Annotated in this window: 17 protein-coding genes; 8 read left to right on the forward strand and 9 right to left on the reverse strand. The window is 71.4% G+C overall.

Translation table 11 applies throughout. From position 1 onward, the window contains the following. The first annotated feature begins 14 nt into the window (after positions 1-14). Genes ACUZ2Y_RS05135 through ACUZ2Y_RS05165 form a run of 7 tightly spaced genes read left to right on the forward strand, consistent with a single transcriptional unit; the run spans position 15 to position 7484 of the window. Positions 15-761: a thioesterase II family protein gene (locus ACUZ2Y_RS05135; protein WP_476327400.1), complete on the forward strand. Its 747-nt coding sequence runs from the start codon at positions 15-17 to the stop codon at positions 759-761. A 41-nt stretch (positions 762-802) separates the two neighbouring features. After that, positions 803-1636, forward strand: coding sequence for a GNAT family N-acetyltransferase (locus ACUZ2Y_RS05140; RefSeq protein WP_476327402.1), 834 nt, complete (start codon positions 803-805; stop codon positions 1634-1636). Positions 1637-1694: 58 nt separating this feature from the next. Continuing rightward, positions 1695-2972, forward strand: coding sequence for an ATP-grasp domain-containing protein (locus ACUZ2Y_RS05145; protein ID WP_476327404.1), 1278 nt, complete (start codon positions 1695-1697; stop codon positions 2970-2972). After that, the gene (locus tag ACUZ2Y_RS05150; RefSeq protein WP_476327406.1) at positions 2969-4285 is read left to right on the forward strand and encodes a hypothetical protein; all 1317 of its coding nucleotides are present in this window, start codon (positions 2969-2971) and stop codon (positions 4283-4285) included. Before ACUZ2Y_RS05145 ends, ACUZ2Y_RS05150 begins: the two co-directional genes overlap by 4 nt. Before the next feature lie 34 nt (positions 4286-4319). Further along, positions 4320-5564 carry an MFS transporter gene (locus ACUZ2Y_RS05155; protein WP_476327408.1) on the forward strand — a complete coding sequence of 415 codons (1245 nt, stop codon included), beginning with the start codon at positions 4320-4322 and terminating at the stop codon, positions 5562-5564. Between the two features lie 16 nt (positions 5565-5580). After that, entirely contained in the window at positions 5581-6516 is a 936-nt protein-coding gene (locus ACUZ2Y_RS05160) for an ATP-grasp domain-containing protein (protein ID WP_476327410.1), read from the forward strand. Positions 6517-6527: 11 nt separating this feature from the next. Beyond that, positions 6528-7484, forward strand: coding sequence for a GNAT family N-acetyltransferase (locus ACUZ2Y_RS05165; RefSeq protein ID WP_476327412.1), 957 nt, complete (start codon positions 6528-6530; stop codon positions 7482-7484). 388 nt (positions 7485-7872) lie between these two features. On the opposite strand, the gene ACUZ2Y_RS05170 is transcribed toward ACUZ2Y_RS05165, so the two are convergent. Continuing rightward, positions 7873-8304 (reverse strand): helix-turn-helix domain-containing protein, encoded by a 432-nt coding sequence (locus ACUZ2Y_RS05170; RefSeq protein ID WP_476327414.1) that lies wholly within the window; start codon positions 8302-8304, stop codon positions 7873-7875. Positions 8305-8377: 73 nt separating this feature from the next. On the opposite strand from ACUZ2Y_RS05170, the gene ACUZ2Y_RS05175 reads away from it, so the two are divergent. Then, on the forward strand, positions 8378-9193 hold the full coding sequence (locus ACUZ2Y_RS05175) for a class I SAM-dependent methyltransferase (protein WP_476327416.1): 816 nt from the start codon (positions 8378-8380) through the stop codon (positions 9191-9193). Between the two features lie 146 nt (positions 9194-9339). On the opposite strand, the gene ACUZ2Y_RS05180 is transcribed toward ACUZ2Y_RS05175, so the two are convergent. From ACUZ2Y_RS05180 to ACUZ2Y_RS05215, 8 genes are all read right to left on the reverse strand, one after another. Further along, the gene (locus ACUZ2Y_RS05180) at positions 9340-10086 is read right to left on the reverse strand and encodes a thioesterase II family protein (protein WP_476327418.1); all 747 of its coding nucleotides are present in this window, start codon (positions 10084-10086) and stop codon (positions 9340-9342) included. Then, a complete protein-coding gene (locus ACUZ2Y_RS05185; RefSeq protein ID WP_476327420.1) occupies positions 10083-10628 on the reverse strand; it encodes a hypothetical protein in 546 nt (181 codons plus the stop codon). Before ACUZ2Y_RS05185 ends, ACUZ2Y_RS05180 begins: the two co-directional genes overlap by 4 nt. A 1-nt stretch (position 10629) precedes the next feature. Further along, positions 10630-11127 (reverse strand): DUF3995 domain-containing protein, encoded by a 498-nt coding sequence (locus ACUZ2Y_RS05190; protein ID WP_476327422.1) that lies wholly within the window; start codon positions 11125-11127, stop codon positions 10630-10632. Between the two features lie 107 nt (positions 11128-11234). Beyond that, positions 11235-13169, reverse strand: a complete 1935-nt coding sequence (locus tag ACUZ2Y_RS05195; RefSeq protein WP_476327424.1) for an ABC1 kinase family protein — start codon at positions 13167-13169, stop codon at positions 11235-11237. 116 nt (positions 13170-13285) lie between these two features. Continuing rightward, positions 13286-14575 carry a methylaspartate mutase gene (locus ACUZ2Y_RS05200; RefSeq protein ID WP_476327426.1) on the reverse strand — a complete coding sequence of 430 codons (1290 nt, stop codon included), beginning with the start codon at positions 14573-14575 and terminating at the stop codon, positions 13286-13288. Then, on the reverse strand, positions 14572-15039 hold the full coding sequence (locus ACUZ2Y_RS05205; protein WP_476327428.1) for a cobalamin B12-binding domain-containing protein: 468 nt from the start codon (positions 15037-15039) through the stop codon (positions 14572-14574). The genes ACUZ2Y_RS05200 and ACUZ2Y_RS05205 overlap by 4 nt, the downstream gene beginning before the upstream one ends. Positions 15040-15192: 153 nt before the next feature. Then, positions 15193-15978 carry an ABC transporter permease gene (locus ACUZ2Y_RS05210; RefSeq protein ID WP_476327430.1) on the reverse strand — a complete coding sequence of 262 codons (786 nt, stop codon included), beginning with the start codon at positions 15976-15978 and terminating at the stop codon, positions 15193-15195. Continuing rightward, positions 15975-16952 carry an ATP-binding cassette domain-containing protein gene (locus tag ACUZ2Y_RS05215; protein ID WP_476327432.1) on the reverse strand — a complete coding sequence of 326 codons (978 nt, stop codon included), beginning with the start codon at positions 16950-16952 and terminating at the stop codon, positions 15975-15977. The genes ACUZ2Y_RS05210 and ACUZ2Y_RS05215 overlap by 4 nt, the downstream gene beginning before the upstream one ends. Position 16953 lies beyond the last annotated feature (1 nt).

Consider the following 16953-nt stretch of genomic DNA (forward strand, 5'->3'; position numbering starts at 1 on the left):
AAAGGCACCCGCCGATGACCTGGCTCCGCAGTGTCGACCCGCGTCCCGACGCCGACCGCGTGCTCGTCTGCTTCCCGCACGCCGCGGGCTCCGCCTCCTTCTTCCGGGACTGGGACAAGGAGTTCGCCGAGTTCGACGTGCACGCCGTGCAGTACCCAGGCCGGGCCGACCGGATGGCCGACGACCTGCCCACCGACATGCTGGAGATGGCGCGTGGTGTCCGCGAGTCGCTGGAACCCTTGCTGGACCGGCCGATCGCGCTGTTCGGCCACAGCATGGGCGCCGTCGTGGCCTTCGAGGTCGCCCGGATGCTGCTCGCCGACGGCGCGCGCGTGGTCCATCTGTTCGTCTCCGGCGCCCGCGCCGCGCACGACCCGGATTTCGCGCCGGTCGGCGCCGCCCAGCGCAGCGACGAGAGCATCATGCGGTCGCTGGCCAAACTCGGCGGCACGCACGCCGATCTCCTCCACGACCCGCTGCTCGCCGAGTTGGTGATGCCCTACGTGCGCGCCGACTTCATGATGTTCGAGAACTACGACTACGTGCCCGGGGCGCCGCTGAGCTGCCCGATCACCGCCGTCAACGGCGCGGACGACTCCCACGTCACCGGCGACCGGGCCCAGCGCTGGAGCGAGCTGACCACCGCGGGCTTCGACCGGCACGTCCTGCCGGGCGAGCACTTCTACCTCATCCGGCACCGCCCCTTCGACGTCATCCGCGACTCGCTGCTGGTCCCGGCCTCCCAGGGCATGCCGGGCTAGACGGGCACGCTGAGGGACAAGACGACCATCGGAGAAAACTCGTGACCATCACCGCGCCGATCCGCCCACTCGACCTCGACGACCTGACCGCGTGCCTCGACCTCGGGGCGGACCGCGACTGGCCGCGCGAGGAGCACAAGTGGCGGCTGCTCTTCGCCATCGGGCAGGTCTACGGCATCGACGACCCCGACGGCGGGCTCGCCGCGGTCGTCGTCGGCGCGCCGTACGGCACGGCGGTCACGGCGGTCAGCATGATGCTCGTCGCCCGCAAGCACGAGCGGCGCGGCCTGGGCAGGCGGGTCCTGGCGCACACCCTGGAACAGACCGGGACCGCGAGCGCCCTGCTGACCGCCACCCCGATGGGAAAGCCGCTCTACGAGGCCATGGGGTTCCGCACGGTCGGGCAGTGCTCGACGTTCAGCGGCACGCCGACCGGACTCACCCCGGCGGGTGTGTCGCGGTCCTACACCGAAGCCGATCACGCCCACGTGTCCACTTTGGACACCGAGGTGTTCGGCGCGCCACGCGACGACCTCGTGGCCGCCCTGCCCGAGTTCGCAGGCGATTTCCGCGTCGTCGAGTCTCCCGACGGCATCAGCGGCTTCGGCGGCGCCTGGCTCAACATCGACACCACGGTCCTTGGGCCGGTGACCGCCCAGGACAGCGACACCGCGCTCGCCCTGCTCGCCGACTTGGCGGCGGGCGCTCCCGGTCCGGTGCGGATGGACATCGACCACCGCAGGCCCGAAGTCCTGGCCTGGGCGGGCGAGCACGGCTTGGCGCACCGCTTCACCACCGCCGTGATGGTCCTCGGCGCCGACATCGCGGCCGACCCGACCCGCGGCTTCACCCCGGTCATGCTCGCCCTGGGCTGACCACCACCCTGTCCTGACCGCCGCGGGCCCCGCCCGACCACCGAAAGGCGATGACCAGATGACCGGTGTCCCCCACCAGCCCACCGCCGTGATCGTCGACGGCTACTCCACGGGCAACTTCCTGCCCGCCGCGTTCGCCCGCATCGGCGTCCGCGTGGTGCACGTGCGCAGCTCGGCGGAGCTCATGGCGTCGATGCTGGCGCCGTCGATCGCCCACTACGACGCCGAGTTCGTCTGCCCCGACGCCGAGGCCTTCGAACGCACCTGCGCCCAGCTGGCCGAGCTCAAGCCAGTCGCGGTCCTCACCGGCCAGGAGCCGGGTGTGCCGCTGGCCGACGCGCTGAGCGAACGGCTGGGGTTGGCCACCAACGGGTCGGCGCTGTCGCGGGCGCGGCGCGACAAGTACACGATGATCGAGACGCTGCGCGCGGCCGGCATCCACTGCGCCGACCAGGTTCTCGCCACGACCGCGGCGGAGGCGGTCGCCTGGGCGCAGGAGCGCGGCGAGTACCCGGTCGTGGTCAAGCCGCTGAGCTCGGCGTCGTCGGACTGCGTCAGCGTGTGCCGCGACGCAGGCGAGGTGGCCGCGGGCGCGGCAGCGGTGCTCGCCGCGGTCGACATCTTCGACCGGCCCAACACCGAGGTCCTGGTGCAGTCGTTCCTCTCGGGCACCGAGTACATCGTGGACACCGTCGCGGTGGCGGGCAGGCGGTACGTGTGCGGCGTCTGGGAGTACGACAAGACCACCACGCCCGCGGGCAAGCGGACCTACGACCGCGACATCCTGCTCGACTCGGCCGAGTCGCCGGTGCCCGAGCTGGTCGCCTACCTCGACACCGTCCTCGCCGCGCTCGGCATCGTCCACGGGCCCGCGCACGCCGAGGTGATCATCACCCCCGACGGCCCGGCGCTGGTGGAGATCGGCGCCCGGCTCAACGGCAACATGAACCCGGGTTTCCATGACGTGTGCCTCGGCGCGAACCAGGCCGACCTGATCGCCTTGGCGTACGCGCGACCCGACGAGTTCGTCGAGCGCTACGCCGACCGCGTCTACACCCGGCTGCAGCCCGCGATCGTGCACAGCACCACCACCGACCTCGACGGCATCGTCAGCGAGGTCGACCAAGCCGCCGTCGACGCGATCAGCGAGCTGCCCAGCGTGCACCTGGTCGGGGTGAAACTGGCCCCGGGCAAGCGAATCCGGCCGACCGAGGACCTGCTCACCAGCCCGCTGCGGATCTTCATGACCTCACCGGACACCGTCGAGCTCGACCTGGACTACAAGACCATCCAGACGCTCAAGGACCAGGTGTACCGGATCGGAGAGCGGCCGTGAGCGAGTCCGTCCTGCTGCTCAACGCGGACAAGTACCTCCTCGACCCGTGCGAGCGGCACGGCGTCGAGGCGGTCGTGGTGATGGGCAACGCCATGTACGACTTCGGCCTCATGCCCGTCCCGGACGGCACCACCGTCGTGCGGGTGGACGACGTGGTCAACCCGGAGTCGGTGCTCGCCGCGCTGCACCGGGCGGGCCTGGGCGAGCGGCGGTTCGCCGCGGTCCTGACCAGCGACGAGCGGGCGGTGGTGACCGCGGGGATCCTCGCCTGCCACCTCGGCGCCCGCGCGATCGACCCCGTCACCGGGCTGGGCTTCCGCGACAAGTCCTTGCAGAAGGCCAGGATCGCCGCCGCGGGCCTGCCCACGGCCCGCACGACCGTGATCGACGACATCTTCGACGTCTCGGCGTTCGACGAGCTGCCGTACCGGCGGGCCGTCCTCAAGCCGATCGCCGGACTCGCCACCCTGCAGACCTCGCTGATCACCGGAATCGAGGAGCTGCGGGCGAAGAGCGCCCGGTACCGCCGTGAACGCGTCGCGCAGCGCACCTTCGCACTGGAGGAGTACGTCGAGGGCGACGAGTGGGTCGCCGACGGCATCGTCTTCGACGGTGAGATCGTCTTCTTCGCCCTGGGGGCCTACGGCACGCCCTGCCTGACCGCCGTCGACAACGGTTTGCCCCTGCGGCTGCGCCGGTTCGACCCCGAACAGGAGCGTTGGGCCTACGAGCGCGGTGAACCGTTCGTGCGGGCCACGATCGCGGCACTGGGCCTGCGCGACGGCGCGTTCCACTTGGAACTGTTCCACGATCCCGCGACCGGCGTCCTGACCTTCGGCGAGTGCGCCGCCCGACGCGGCGGCGCCCTGATCCACGAGGAGATCCAGGCGAAGTTCAACGTCGACATGGGTGAGGCGACGCTGCTCAGCGCGTTGGGCCGCGAGCCCGTCCTGGACGTGCGGGTCCGGCCGGGCGCGGTCGGCGGCGCCTACCTGCTGGGCAGGCCCGGCACGCTGCTGCACTGCCCCTCGCCCGCGGAGATGCGGGCGCTGCCCGGGGTGGAATACGTGCGCATCGAGTACGCGTTCGGCAGCCAACTCGGCGACGAGGTCGACAGCACCAACCACCGAGTCGGACAGGTCCTGGTGGCCGCGGAGTCCGAGCCCGCGCTGCGGCGGCGGCTCGCCGAGGTCACCGCCTGGTTCGACGAGCGGCTGATCATGGCCCCGTACGGGGTGCCGATGCGCGAGCAGCGCGCCTGGCAGCGCGCGACCTGGCCGGACGCCGACTTCCGGGACCCGCTGTGGCGTTAGGTCGTGTCCCGCACACGCCCCTGGGCGGGCGGGTGTGACCGCCGTCGTCACACCCGCCTCGGGACACGGTCTGCGGCAGCTCCTCCTAGCCCTGTCACTGAGCGAGCTCGGCTTCCGCGTCATGGTGCTGGCCATCCCGCTGATCGCGGTGACCGAGCTGGGGGCGACACCGCTGCAGGTGAGCGTCATCGCCGCGTGCCAGATGGGGGCGTTCCTGCTCGTGGGTCTGCCCTCGGGCGCGATCGTCGACCGGCTGCGCCGCAGGCGGGTCATGATCGTCAGCGACCTCGTGCGGGCGGGCGTGCTGCTCACGCTGCCGCTGATGTGGCTGGTGGGCGGCATGTCGGTGCCGTTCCTGTGCGCGGCGTCGCTGGTGCTCGGCGTGTTCACCGTGTTCTTCGACGTCGCCAACCAGACCTACTTGACCCGGCTGGTGGGTCCGGACCAGCTGGTCTCGGCGAACTCCAAGCTCGTGGTGATCGACTCCGTGGCGGGCACCCTCGGTCCCGGGCTGGGCGGGCTGCTCATCGAACGGCTCACCGCACCGTTCGCCACCGTGGTGGCCGTGCTCGGCTGGGTGTGGTCGGCCGTGTGCGTGTCCCGCATCCGCGACCGTGAGCCGAAACCGGACCGCACGCCGGGAACGCCGCTGCGCGGGGAGATCGCCGACGGGGTGCGCGCGATCATCCAGAACCCGCTGCTGCGGCCGATCGCGCTGTGCTCCACGAGTCTGACGTTCTTCTGGGCGATCGCGGGCTCGATGCTGATCGTGCTGCTGGCGAGCACGCTCGCGGTGTCCGCGACCATGATCGGGGTGCTGTTCGCCGTCGGCAACGCGGGCGGCATCGCCGCGACCCTGGTCGTGCGCGGGCTGATCGACCGCTTCGGCGACGGCGCCGCGATCCGCTGGAGCATCGCCCTGTCCGGGCCGTGCACCCTGCTCGCACCGCTGGCCGAACCCGGTTGGCGGGTGTGGCTGATCGCGGTGGCGACCTTCTCCATCAGCGCGGGCCTGGTCGTCTACAACGTCGCCCAGGTCAGTTACCGGCAGCGCACGGTGCCCGCCGAGCTGCTCGGCCGGGTCAACGCGACGATCCGGTTCTTCGCCTGGGGCGCCCGCCCGCTCGGCGCGTTGGTCGGCGGGCTGGTCGCCACCGTCGTCGGCGTCCGCTACGCGGTGTGGGTCGGCGCGGCGGGAACCTCGCTTTCCGCTCTCTGGCTGTACTTCTCCCCTCTCCGCACCCTGCGCCACCTTCCGGTGCCCGCAGGCACACCCTGACTGGAAGGACTCCTCGGTGGACATCGTCTGGATCTCCCACCCGGACAACTACCGCCCCGCGACGCTGCAGGGCATCGGCGCGAACGCGCGGGAACGGCTCAACCTGTTCGCCCACCACGGTTACACGCTGCGGGTGGTGCAGTCGTCGCTGATCGTCGCAGGCTGGGCAGGCGGGCCGCGGCTGTGGGTCGACGGCGAGGACCTGCTCGACGAGCGCCGCGGCTTCATCGTCACCGGCTGGACGTGGGACGCCGCCGCGGCCACCCACATCAGCGCCATCTCCCGCGCCATCCGCGCGTCGTCGTCGGTGCTGCTCACCGACGGCATCCTCGACCCGGAAGGCCTGGGCGGCGACAAGCTGGCGATGTACCACTTCGCCGGCGAGCGCGGTGTGCCCGTGCTGCCGACCGTGGCCATCCCGTGGGGCAGGCACGCGAGCGCGGCGCTGGAACCCGCGGCCAAGCACCTGCGCGCCGACGGATACCTGGTGAAGCCGCGCGAGATGGCCCGCGGGTTCGGCGTGCTCAAGGTCGACACCATCGAGCAGCTCGCCGCGACCATCGACCTGCTCACCCCGAGCGGCCTTGGCTGCGTCGTGCAGCCGTTCTACGCCAACTCCGGTGACCTGCGGGTGTACGTGCACCGCGGCGAGGTCATCGCCGGGCTGCTGCGCAAACCCGCCTCGGGCAGTTACCTGGCGAACGTCAGCCAGGGCGGGTCCGGCTCGGCGATGTCGGTGCCCGCGGAGATCCGCGAGCACAGCGAACGGCTGGCCCGAGATCTGGAGAGCCCGTACCTGTGCATCGACTGGCTGCTGTCGGACGCGGGCCCGGTGTTCAACGAGTGGATGACCGTGTCGGCGGCGTTCGAGGATCTCCCGGAGCCGGAGAAGACCAAGGTGTCCAACGCGCTGTTCGCCACCATCGCCGACCGACTCGCCGCCGCCGAGTGAGGAGACCGGAGTTGACCACGCCCGCCGAGCCGCTCGACCGCGACCACGCCGACCAGGTGGCGAGCTGGCTCGCCCTGCTCGCGGCGGGCGCGGCCGACACCCCCGACGACCCGCCGCTGTGCCCGTCGGACCTGGCCGGGTCGCTGCGCTTTCCCCCGCCGGGCATCGACCTGGCCGACTGGGTGGTGCGCCGCGAAGGACAGGTCGTCGGCACCCTCCGGATGGCGTTCGACGAGGGCGCCACCGCGGCCAGAGTCGACCGCCTGCTGGTGCACCCGGCGTTGCGCGGCCAGGGCCTGGGCAGGCTGCTGCTCGACTTGGCGCGGTCGAACGCCCGTGACCGCACCGACATCACCGCCTTGGTGCTGGACACGGCCTTCGCCCGCGCGGTGAGCGCGGTCCCGCTCCCGGGGACCTACCTGCGGATGCGCATGGACTTGTCGACCCACGGGCCGCTGGATCCCCAACCCACGGCCACGGGGTACCGGCTGACCAGTTGGGGCGACACCGCCCCCGACCGGTATGTCCTCGGCGCCGCCTGGCTCGAACGCACGCTCGGCGACGATGCCGTCGAACCGCCCGCCGAACCCGTCGAGACAAGCTATCTGCGCGGACTGGAACACATGCGCGCGGGCCGGGCCCGGCACGCCCACCACGTCGGCGCGATCCACGAGGCGACCGGGATGCTGGTCGGCTACACCAACATCACCACGGTCGAGGCCAACCGGGAGCACCTGTTCCAGGGGATGACGGTCGTCCACCACGCCCACCGGGGCCATGGACTGGGCCTCGCGCTCAAGCTGACCAACTTGGCCAACGCCCGCCGAGCGAGACCCTCGGCTCGGTTCGTCGACACCACCAACAGTGAGGCGAACACGCCCATGACCGCCCTGAACACCGCGATGGGCTACCACGCACGCGGCAGGCTGACGACTTGGCGGCTGCCGCCGCGGAGCGGTTCGCGCTGAATCGGGTGCCGCTCACCGAATGACGGTCGAGCTCATCGGCGGACCGGGTGCGGTCAAGGGTCAGCTGCCCGGTTCGAGGTGTCGCACCTGAGTCTGGTGGCGTGGCCTTCGCCGACCAGGAGGTCGAGGCCGACTTCCGCCGCGTCGATGACTCGAAGGTGACATCGACCCAATAGTGTTGGGACGCCTCGAAACCGCGGGTCCCGGCAAGGTCGAACTCCCCAAGAGAGTGGCCCTGTCCGTCGAGCGTGCTCAGCTCTCGCGGCGGCCGCTGGACAAGCGTGGCGACACCGTCGATCGTCACCAGGGACCCTTCACGGGGCAGCGACGTGGATCCCCGCCACGGCGAGGTCGCTCATCCAGCCGATCAGGATGCCGCGCGCTCCTGTCACTCCTGGATGGGCACCAATCGACTTCGTCGCGAGCTCGGCTGCTGGTTCCAGGTGGCCTCGTCCAGGATGCGGCGGAAGGTTGGGCATGCCAGATGGCTGGGCGCTGGGCAGGCAGCGGCGTGGCGGAGGGAGTCGCGCAGGGCGGTGAGTCTGGTGATCGTCGCGTCGAGTTCGTCGGCCTTGGCGGTGAGGAGAACGCGGTCGATGCGCGGGGTGCCGTCGGGGGCGAACATGCCCGCGATCTCGTCGAGGGAGAAGCCCGCCGCGCGGCCCACAGCGATCAACGCGAGCCGGTCGACCACGCCCTCGTCGTACTGGCGGCGCAGACCGTGTCTGCCATTCGCGGCGAGCAGGCCCTTCTCCTCGTAGTAGCGCAGAGTGGAGGCTGGGACGCCGGTGCGCCGCACCACCTCACCGATGTCGAGCATGACCTTGACCTTAAGTCGGCTTGAAGTAGGAAGCTAGCTCCGACCGGTGGTGACGATCAAGGAGAATGGGCAGATGACGCTCGAAGACGAACAGCGCGCTCGGTGGAACGGGGCCGCGGGCAACGCCTGGGTCGAGGCGCAGGCGCTGCTGGACGGCGTGTTCCGGCCGCTGGAGGACCTGTTGGCCAAGGAGGTCGCGGGCAGGCGGCTGGTGCTCGACGTCGGCTGCGGGACCGGCGCCACGACGGTCGCCATCGCCCGCGGCGGGGCCGAGTGCGTCGGGGTCGACATCTCCGCGACCATGGTCGCCGCCGCTCAGGTGCGGGCCGAACGCGCGGGTGTCGGCGCGCGGTTCCTCACCGCCGACGCTGGGTCGCATGAGTTCGAGCCGGGCGCCTTCGACGCCGTGGTGTCGCGCTTCGGCGTGATGTTCTTCGCCGATCCGACCGCGGCGTTCACCACCCTGCGGCGGGCCGCGGCCGACGGGGCCGCGCTGCGGATGATCGTGTGGCGCGACATCGCGGAGAACCCGTTCATGACCGTCGCCGAGACCGCGGCGGCGCCGCTGCTGCCCGACCTGCCCGGCCGCGACCCGGACGGACCCGGGCAGTTCGCCTTCGCCGACCCCGGCAAGGTCGAACGCGTCCTGTCCGAGGCAGGTTGGCGCGACACGGACTTGCGGGCGGTGGACGTCGAGTGCGTGTTCCCGGAGCCCGAACTGGTCGGCTACTTCACCCGGCTGGGTCCGGTGGGGTTGGCGCTGAGCACCGCGGACGCGCCGACGCGCGAGGCGGTCGCGACCGCCGTCCGTCCCGCCTTCACCCCGTACGTGCATGGCGACGAGGTCCGCTTCATCGCGGCCTGCTGGCTGGTCACCGCGACCGCCTGATCCTGGATCGGGCTCAGGTCGGCGTGAGCCGCGTTCACCACCGCGAGCGCCTTGCTCGGGGTCACGCGACTCGGCTTCCCCGGCCACCTCATCGAAGTCGATCTCACCGCGGCGCCGGCGACCGTGGAATGAACCGGCGCTGGGCCCTACCGGTGGTCGGCCAGGCGGGCGACGAGGTCGGCGACGACGGCCGATTCGTGTTCGGCCAGGTAGAAATGCCCGCCGGGGAACACCTCCAGGTCGAACCCGCGCGTGCTCGACGCCGACCACTCGCCCATGTCGGCGGCGGAGGTGTTCGGGTCGTCGGCGCCGATGTAGGCCACGATCGGCACATCCACGCCGGGCAGCGCGCCCGGCTGGTAGCTCCCGGTGAGGCGGTAGTCAGCGCGGATCGCGGGCAGCACCAGCTCGCGGAGTTCGGGATGGTCCAGGACGTCCGCGCTTTCGGCCCCGAGGCGCTTGACGTCGGCGATGATCATGTCGTCGTCGCCGGAGTGGGCGGCCCGGGGGCGGAGCAGGTGCGGCGGACGCCGGGCGGAGACGACGAGCAGGGCGGGAGCGGGCGCGAGCCGCCGGGTGACCTCGTGGGCCACGGACGCGCCCATGCTGTGCCCGAACAGCACCAGCGGAATGTCCCGCCAAGCCGATAAGGCGGCGGTGATCGCGTCCGCGAGCGGCGCCATCGTCTCGATGAACGGCTCGCCGAGCCGGTCCTGGCGACCTGGGTAGCGCACGGCCAGGACCTCGACGTCGTCGGGGAACCGGGCTCCCCACCCGTGGAAGACGCCCGCGGTTCCGCCCGCGTGCGGGAAACACACCAGCCGCACGGCGGGCGACGCAGGCTTGGTGATCGGCCGCAGCCAGGTCAGGTCCCGAGTGGCGGAGACGGTCACGGCGTGCCCCGCTTGGCACGCCTGCGCGCGGCGCGCAGCCATTCCGCCCTGATCAGGCCGCTGGGCAACCGGATCAGCAGCCAGTAGCGGGTGAATTTGCGCCGGGTGTCCTCGTCGGTGGTGAGCACCCGCGTCTCGGTGCGTACCGTCGCGCCCGACAGGCGGAAGTTGAATGCCACCTTGTAGTGCCCGGGACCGACTTCAGCCCGGAACCGGTCGGCCGCCTCAGCGGGTACGTCGCCGAGTGCCACCGCGCCCGCGGGGGGCGCCATGCGCACGACCGAGCCGATGACCACCTCGTTCGCGTCGCGGCCGAGCACGGTGAATCCGCCGCTGGTGAGGTCGGTCAGGAACGGCCGGTCGGGCGGCATCCGGGTGCGGCCGAAGGAGGCGGCGAACAGCAGGCCCCGAAAGAGCGGAACCTCGCTCCAGGTCACCTGTTCGACCGCGTCGAGCAGGTCCGCGCCACCGGCGACAGAAAGCTCGTGGCGCTCATCGAACTGCCACTGCGGCAGCACCTCGTCGAGCAGACTGGTGGTCATCTCACGCCTCTCGCCCGCCCCGGGTCGCCCGCTGGTGCAGCAGCGCCGCGACACCGACGAAGACACCGCCCGCGAACCAGTAGGGCTCGTACCCGAAGAAGCTGAATCGCTCCGGCACGGACAAGGTGTCCTGCTCGCCGCGGGCGAGCACGATGCCCGCCTGGACCACGGTCGGCACGGAATGCACCAGGCACAGCGCGCACATCGCCCACGCCGCGGTCAGGCGCAGTTTGCGGGGGTACCGCAGGCCCCACGGCCGCACGAGGGCCAGACCGAGCAGGCCGCCGCCGACGCAGAGCGGGACGGCGATGATGTCGATCACCAACAGCGCGGTGTTGTCGGGCACGGAGAACCCCTCGGGCAATCCGAAACCGCCGCCGAAGGCCCAATACACGTGCAGCAGCGCGAACGCGAACGCCCAGACCGCGGTCGCGTACCCGAACAGCGGATTGCCGGTGATGCTCGAATTCTCGGTGGTGTCTGCCGGACGATCGAGCATCAAGATCCCTTCGTCGCCCACCGGTCCCGACGCCGGCGGCCATCACTCTCAGGGTAAGGGGCGGCGACCCGGCTCCGGCTCGGTCTGCAAGTAGCTGCAGCCACCCGTCAGCGGCCTCTGCGCAGCATCACAAAAAGCGTCCTCAGCACAAGAACAGCGCTCAGCACGAGCAGGTTGTAACCGATCACCTGGTAGAGCGACAGGCCGGCGGTGACCACCGGGCCGCCGCTGGTGCCCATCAGCAGCACCGCCATGACGCCGGTCGTGCCGCCGAGGAACGCGGTGATCACCTGATCGAGCATCGTGGTCACGGCTCGACGGTCGCCGTCGTCGGACAGCAGCCTGATCCGCATCGAGAGCTGGCCGCGTTCGAGCGCGCCGGTGATCCGGTCGAGGCGGCGGGGCAGCCTGCGCACCATCGGCAACAGCGCCAGCAGCTCGTCGGTCACCGACCGGCGCAGCGAGTCATAGGTGAACCGGTCGGCCATGATGACGGTCGCGGACGCGCGAGCCTCGGTCATCAGGTCGAATCCCGGCGAGACGACCTTGAGCGTGCCCTCGAGGGTGATCAGTGAGCGGAACACGGCGGCGACCTCGGGGGGCACGCTCAGCCCGAACCGCGCGGTGAGCCGCAGCAGCGCGGTGAACATCTCCAGGTCCGGCCCGGTGCCGCCGGTGGCGAGGTGCACAGCCATGAACTGGCCGAGCGCGCGTTCGAGCCGGTGCTCGTCGAGCTCGTCCGACGACCCCACGAGTTCCAGCAGCGCGTCGCGCATCGCGGCCGGATCGCCGAGGTCGGCGGCGTGCAGCAACCGCTGCAGGGCCGCCCGCAGGGTCGCGTCGAGCCTGCCGACGGAGCCGTAGTCGAGCAGGGCGAGCCGACCGTCGGCCAGCATCAGGACGTTGCCTGGGTGCGGGTCGGCGTGGAACACCCCGTCGACCACGATTTGCCGCAGCACGCAGTCCAACAGGGCCCGCGCGAGCGCCGCCCGTTCGGCCTCACCCAGCTCGCGCAGCTCGGTCGCCGCCCCCAGCGGCCTGCCGTCGAGCCGGTCGAGCACCATCACGCGCGCGCTCGACAGTCCCTCGTGGACGGTGGGCAGCACGACACCCGGGTCGCTGTGGCCGCCCGCGGTGACGGTGAGCGTGTTGCGCAGCTCGACGCGGAAGTCCAGTTCCTCGCGCAGTGCCGCGGCGAACCCGGCCGTCAACTCCCGCACGCCCATCGTGGCGCCCCACCGCGTGCGGGCCTCCAGGGTCCGCGCGAGCCGGGACAGGATGTCGAGATCGCGGGTCACCTCGGTGCGGATGCCCGGCCGCTGGATCTTCACCACCACGTCGGTGCCGTCCCGCAGCCGTGCCCGGTGCACCTGGGCGACCGCGGCGGCGGCCAGCGGACACTCGTCGAACTCGGCGAACACCTCGTCGATCGGCGTGCCCAGCTCGACGACGAGCACCTCGCGCAGCAGCGGCCATGGCACCGGGGTGACCGCGCTGTGCAGGCGCGAGAGCTCCTCGACGAACTCGACCGGCAGCAGGTCGCCCCGGGTGGCCATGAGCTGGCCCAGCTTGACGAACGTGACGCCGCCTTCCTCCAGCGCCAGGCGCAGCGACCGGGCCAGCCGGTGCGGCCCCGACTCGGAGTCCGACCGGGCGCGGCGCCTGCCCCACAGGTAGGGGCCGAGCCCGTGCCGCACGGCGATCGCGGTGATCTGGGAGTAGCGGCGGGTCCGGGCCAGCCGCCTGCGCATCGCCCTGACCCAGTCGACCGGCCAGCCGAGCGACCCGGTGGGCACCACCGCCTCGGCGATCACCAGGAAGGTGATGGCCACCAGCAGCGCCACCCCGAACTGGATGCTCACCAACACCGGCTGGCCGGTCGGCCGCACGGCGAGCCCGAAGAGCGTCTGGCCGACCAGTCCGAGCCCGCCCGCGACCAGCGTGCGCGTCACGCCCACGTTCAGTCCGAGCAGTTTGCGGGCCAACGCGGCGAGCACCGCCACGGCCGCCAGGGTGCCGACGACGAACAGCACGGCGGACACCACCGGACTCATCGGCGGCCCGGCCCATGCTCGATGCGCGAAGTCATAGGCCCACCCTGGCGTACATGCGGTCCGGGCGCACGTGTCTCAACTCAGACGCGGTCCGGCCCCGGCGGTCAGTCCCGCGACGGCGCTCGGGCGGACTCATCGGCTCGGTCGTATCTGCGTTCCACGTAGGACAACGCGGTGAGCAGGTCCGTGCTGGCGCTGCCGGACGCCCGGCGGAGGCTGTCCGGGGCCGGGCGGGGCAGCGGCATCCCGCCCACCCGCGACCACCGCAGCCAACCCGAGGCGTCGACGTAGCTGCGGGAGCGTCCCGCGTTGTCGGGATGCAGGCAGTACGGCACGTCGAGCACACCGGTCGCGAACGCGCGGCACAGTGCCTGCCCGACGTCGGGGTGCAGGTCCAGGACGGCGTCGACCAGGGTCCTGGCCTCGCTGTGGATTCCGCTGTCGACGAGCCGCTCGGTGACCGGTTCCCCGCGCGCGACCTCTTCGGCCACGGCCGCGGCGTACTCCAGCGCCGCCACGTTCTCCTCGATGGTCGGGATCCGGAACGCCTCCGCGGGGGTCTTGACGATCAGCCGCGCGGCGCCGCCGTGCACCGCGAGCTCGGCCGCGTCGCCGAGCAGGTCGAGCGCACCCGAGCGGGTGCGCGGGTACACGCCCATGTAGGCGTAGAGCACGATGTGCCAGTCCATGTCGCCGAGCAGGTCGCCCGCGAGGCGGTGCATGGCGCGCAGCGCCTCCAGGTCCTGCCTGCGGTCGGTCTGCTGCGCGTAGCTCAGCGAGATGCTGCGCAGCCCGTGCTGGCGGAAGAACAGTCCCTCCAGCACCGAGATCGCCACCAGCAGGCTGGGCGGGCACAACTGGCCGAGCATGCAGCCGCCGAAGCTCTCCAGGTGCGGCCGCGCTCCCCCGTCGGCGAGGTTCGCCAACAGTTCACACGACCGTGCCCAGTCGTCCACCGCGAGGGGCAGCGGAACCCGGCTGTAGGGCAGGCAGTACGACACCGGCCCGCCCTCGGTCACGGCGAGGCCCGAGCCCGCCATGGCTCGGAAGATGTCCAGCGGCAGCCCGGATCCGTGCCGGATTTGGACCGGCGTGCCGGTGTGCGCGATGGCCGCCACGAGTTCCCTGGTGACCGCGGGGTCGAGGTTCACCAGCGGGTAGCCGTTGAGCGGGATGCCGGCGCGCATCGCCTCGGCCACCGCCGCGTAGTCGCCGACCCTGGTGTAGCTGTCGAGCGTGATGGTAGCGATGGTGCAGGCGTTGGCGCCGGTCACGGCAAGCAGACCGCGCAGCATCTGGTTGGGGTCGCTGAACCCCATCCTCGGCTGCACGACCAGCGCGGCTCGTTTGCGCGACTCGGCAAGAAAGTCGTCTATGCCCGACGCGGCGGTCACGGGACGCACTCGCCGCCGGCCGGACTCGGGATCAGCCGGTCGAGGAAGCGCCGGAACGACTCTGGTGCGGCGTCGTCGCCGAAGACGGCATCGAATCCCGCCAGGAGCAGGTCATCGGTCTGGGTGGGCGAGATCGGCCCGCCGACGCCGAGCTTGCCGCCGATCACCACTGGCAGCTCGCGCAGCTCGTGGTGGGCGCGCAGCGCCGTGATCACCCGTTTGCCGTCGCTGTACCCGTGGCCGTTCACCGTGGACAGCACGATCAGATCAGGCTTGACCCGTACCGCCTCGGAGATCAGCAGCGCGTCGGGGACGCACGCCCCGAGGTTGACGACCTCGGGGCCCATCTCCTCGATCAGGAGTTGCAGATACACCAGGTTCCAGGTGTGCGCGTCGGAGGAGACACTGCTGAGCAGCACCCGACGGAGATCACCGAAAAGGTGGCGGCGGACGTGCGGATGCATGGCTTTCCTTCCAGGAGAGGGGCGAGGTGAAGCGGGAACCGGGGGCGGGCGCGGGCGGATGCCCCCGCGCCCACCCGGTTCGTGCGGCCACCTCACAAGTTCGGTGGCTCCGCTCGCGAAGGCACCGCGTCGAAGACTCGGCCGCGAGTCCGCTCAGGCCGGAACCACCGAGCGGTACCTGCGGACCGCCGCGGGCACGACCAGCACGAGGATCAGCGCCAGCCACAGCAGGGCCATGGGAACCGGGTTGCGGGCGGCGAAGCTGTCCCCCGCCGCCGCCGGGTTGCCCCACAGCTGCCTGCAGGCGCCGGCCACCGCGCTCAGTGGGTTCCACTCGGCGATCGCCCGCAGCCAGCCGGGCAGACCGCCGAGCGGGATGTAGGCGCTGGAGGTGAACATCAGCGGCATCAGCAGGACCGACGGCAGCGACGACGCCGCTTCCGGGCTGCGCACCCGCATGCCCAACAGCGCGCCGACCCACGCCATCGTGAAGCCGAACAGCAGCAGCAGCCCGAAACCGGCGATCGCCTCGAGCACGCCGCCGTGCAGCCGCCAGCCGATCGCGTACCCGACCGCCGTCATGGCCACGCAGGTGACCGCGCGCAGCGCGGTGTCGCCCACGGTGCGCCCGACCAGCACCGCCGACGGCGACATCGGCAGCGAGCGGAACCGGTCCACCAGGCCGTTGTTCAGGTCTTCGATGGTGCCGATCGCGGTGTTGGGAACCGCGGTGATCATCACCTGGGTGAAGATCCCCGCCATGATGAACTCCTGGTAGCCCCCGTTCGGGATGGTGATCGCGCTGCCGAACAGCACGCCGAAGAGCACCACGAACACCATCGGGAGCAGCGTCGCGCTGATCAGCTTGTCCGGCATGCGCTTGAGGTGCAGCAGGTGGCGCCAGATCAGCGCGCGCCAGTCGGTGAGTACCTCGTTCATGCCGTGCTCCTTTCGAGCGCGCGGTCCTGCTCCGCGCCCCGCTGGGGGCCGGTGAGGGAGATGAAGACGTCGTCGAGGGTGGGCCTGCGCACAGCGAGATCCACCAGTTCGACTCGGGCGTCGTTGAGTGCGGACAGTGCGGTGGAGATGCCGAGGACGCCGCCCGCGAGGGTCAGCGACACCGTGTAGCCGTCGTCGGAGACGGTGGGCACGGACGTGGTCGCGCGGGCCAGCGCGCCGGCGACGACGGTCGCGTCTGCGGCGTCGGCCACGGTGATGTCGAGCCGTTCCTGCCCGACCTTGCGCTTGAGTTCCTCCGGGGTGCCCTCGGCGATGACGAGGCCCTTGTCGACCACGGCGATGCGGTCGGCGAGCCGGTCCGCCTCTTCCAGGTACTGGGTGGTCAACAGCACGGTAAGGCCGCGGTCGACCTCGGCCCGGATCATCGTCCACAGGTCCCGCCTGCTGACCGGGTCGAGGCCGGTGGTGGGCTCGTCGAGGAACAGCACGGTGGGGTCGGCGAGCAGACTGGCCGCGAGGTCGAGCCGCCTGCGCATGCCGCCGGAGTAGGTGCGGCTGAGTCGGTCGGCGGCTTCGACCAAATCGAACCGTTCCAGCAACTCGGTCGCCCGGGCCTTCGCGCCGCGCTTGCCGAGCCGGTGCAGGACGCCGATGAGATGCAGGTTCTCCCGGCCGGTCAGCCGCTCGTCGACCGCCGCGTACTGGCCGGTGAGACCGATTTTGCCGCGTACCTCGCGGGCCTGGCTGACGACGTCGAGGCCGCAGACCGTCGCCCGGCCGCTGTCCGGCCGCAACAGCGTGGCCAGCATGCGGACGGTGGTGGTCTTGCCCGCGCCGTTCGGGCCGAGCACGCCCATGATCGTTCCGGCGGGCACGGCCAGGCTCACCCCGGCCACCGCCTCGGTGTCCCCGTATCGCTTGCGGAGCTCCTCCGCCTGGATCGCGAATTCCATC

This window comes from Actinokineospora sp. UV203 (genome assembly GCF_056323665.1).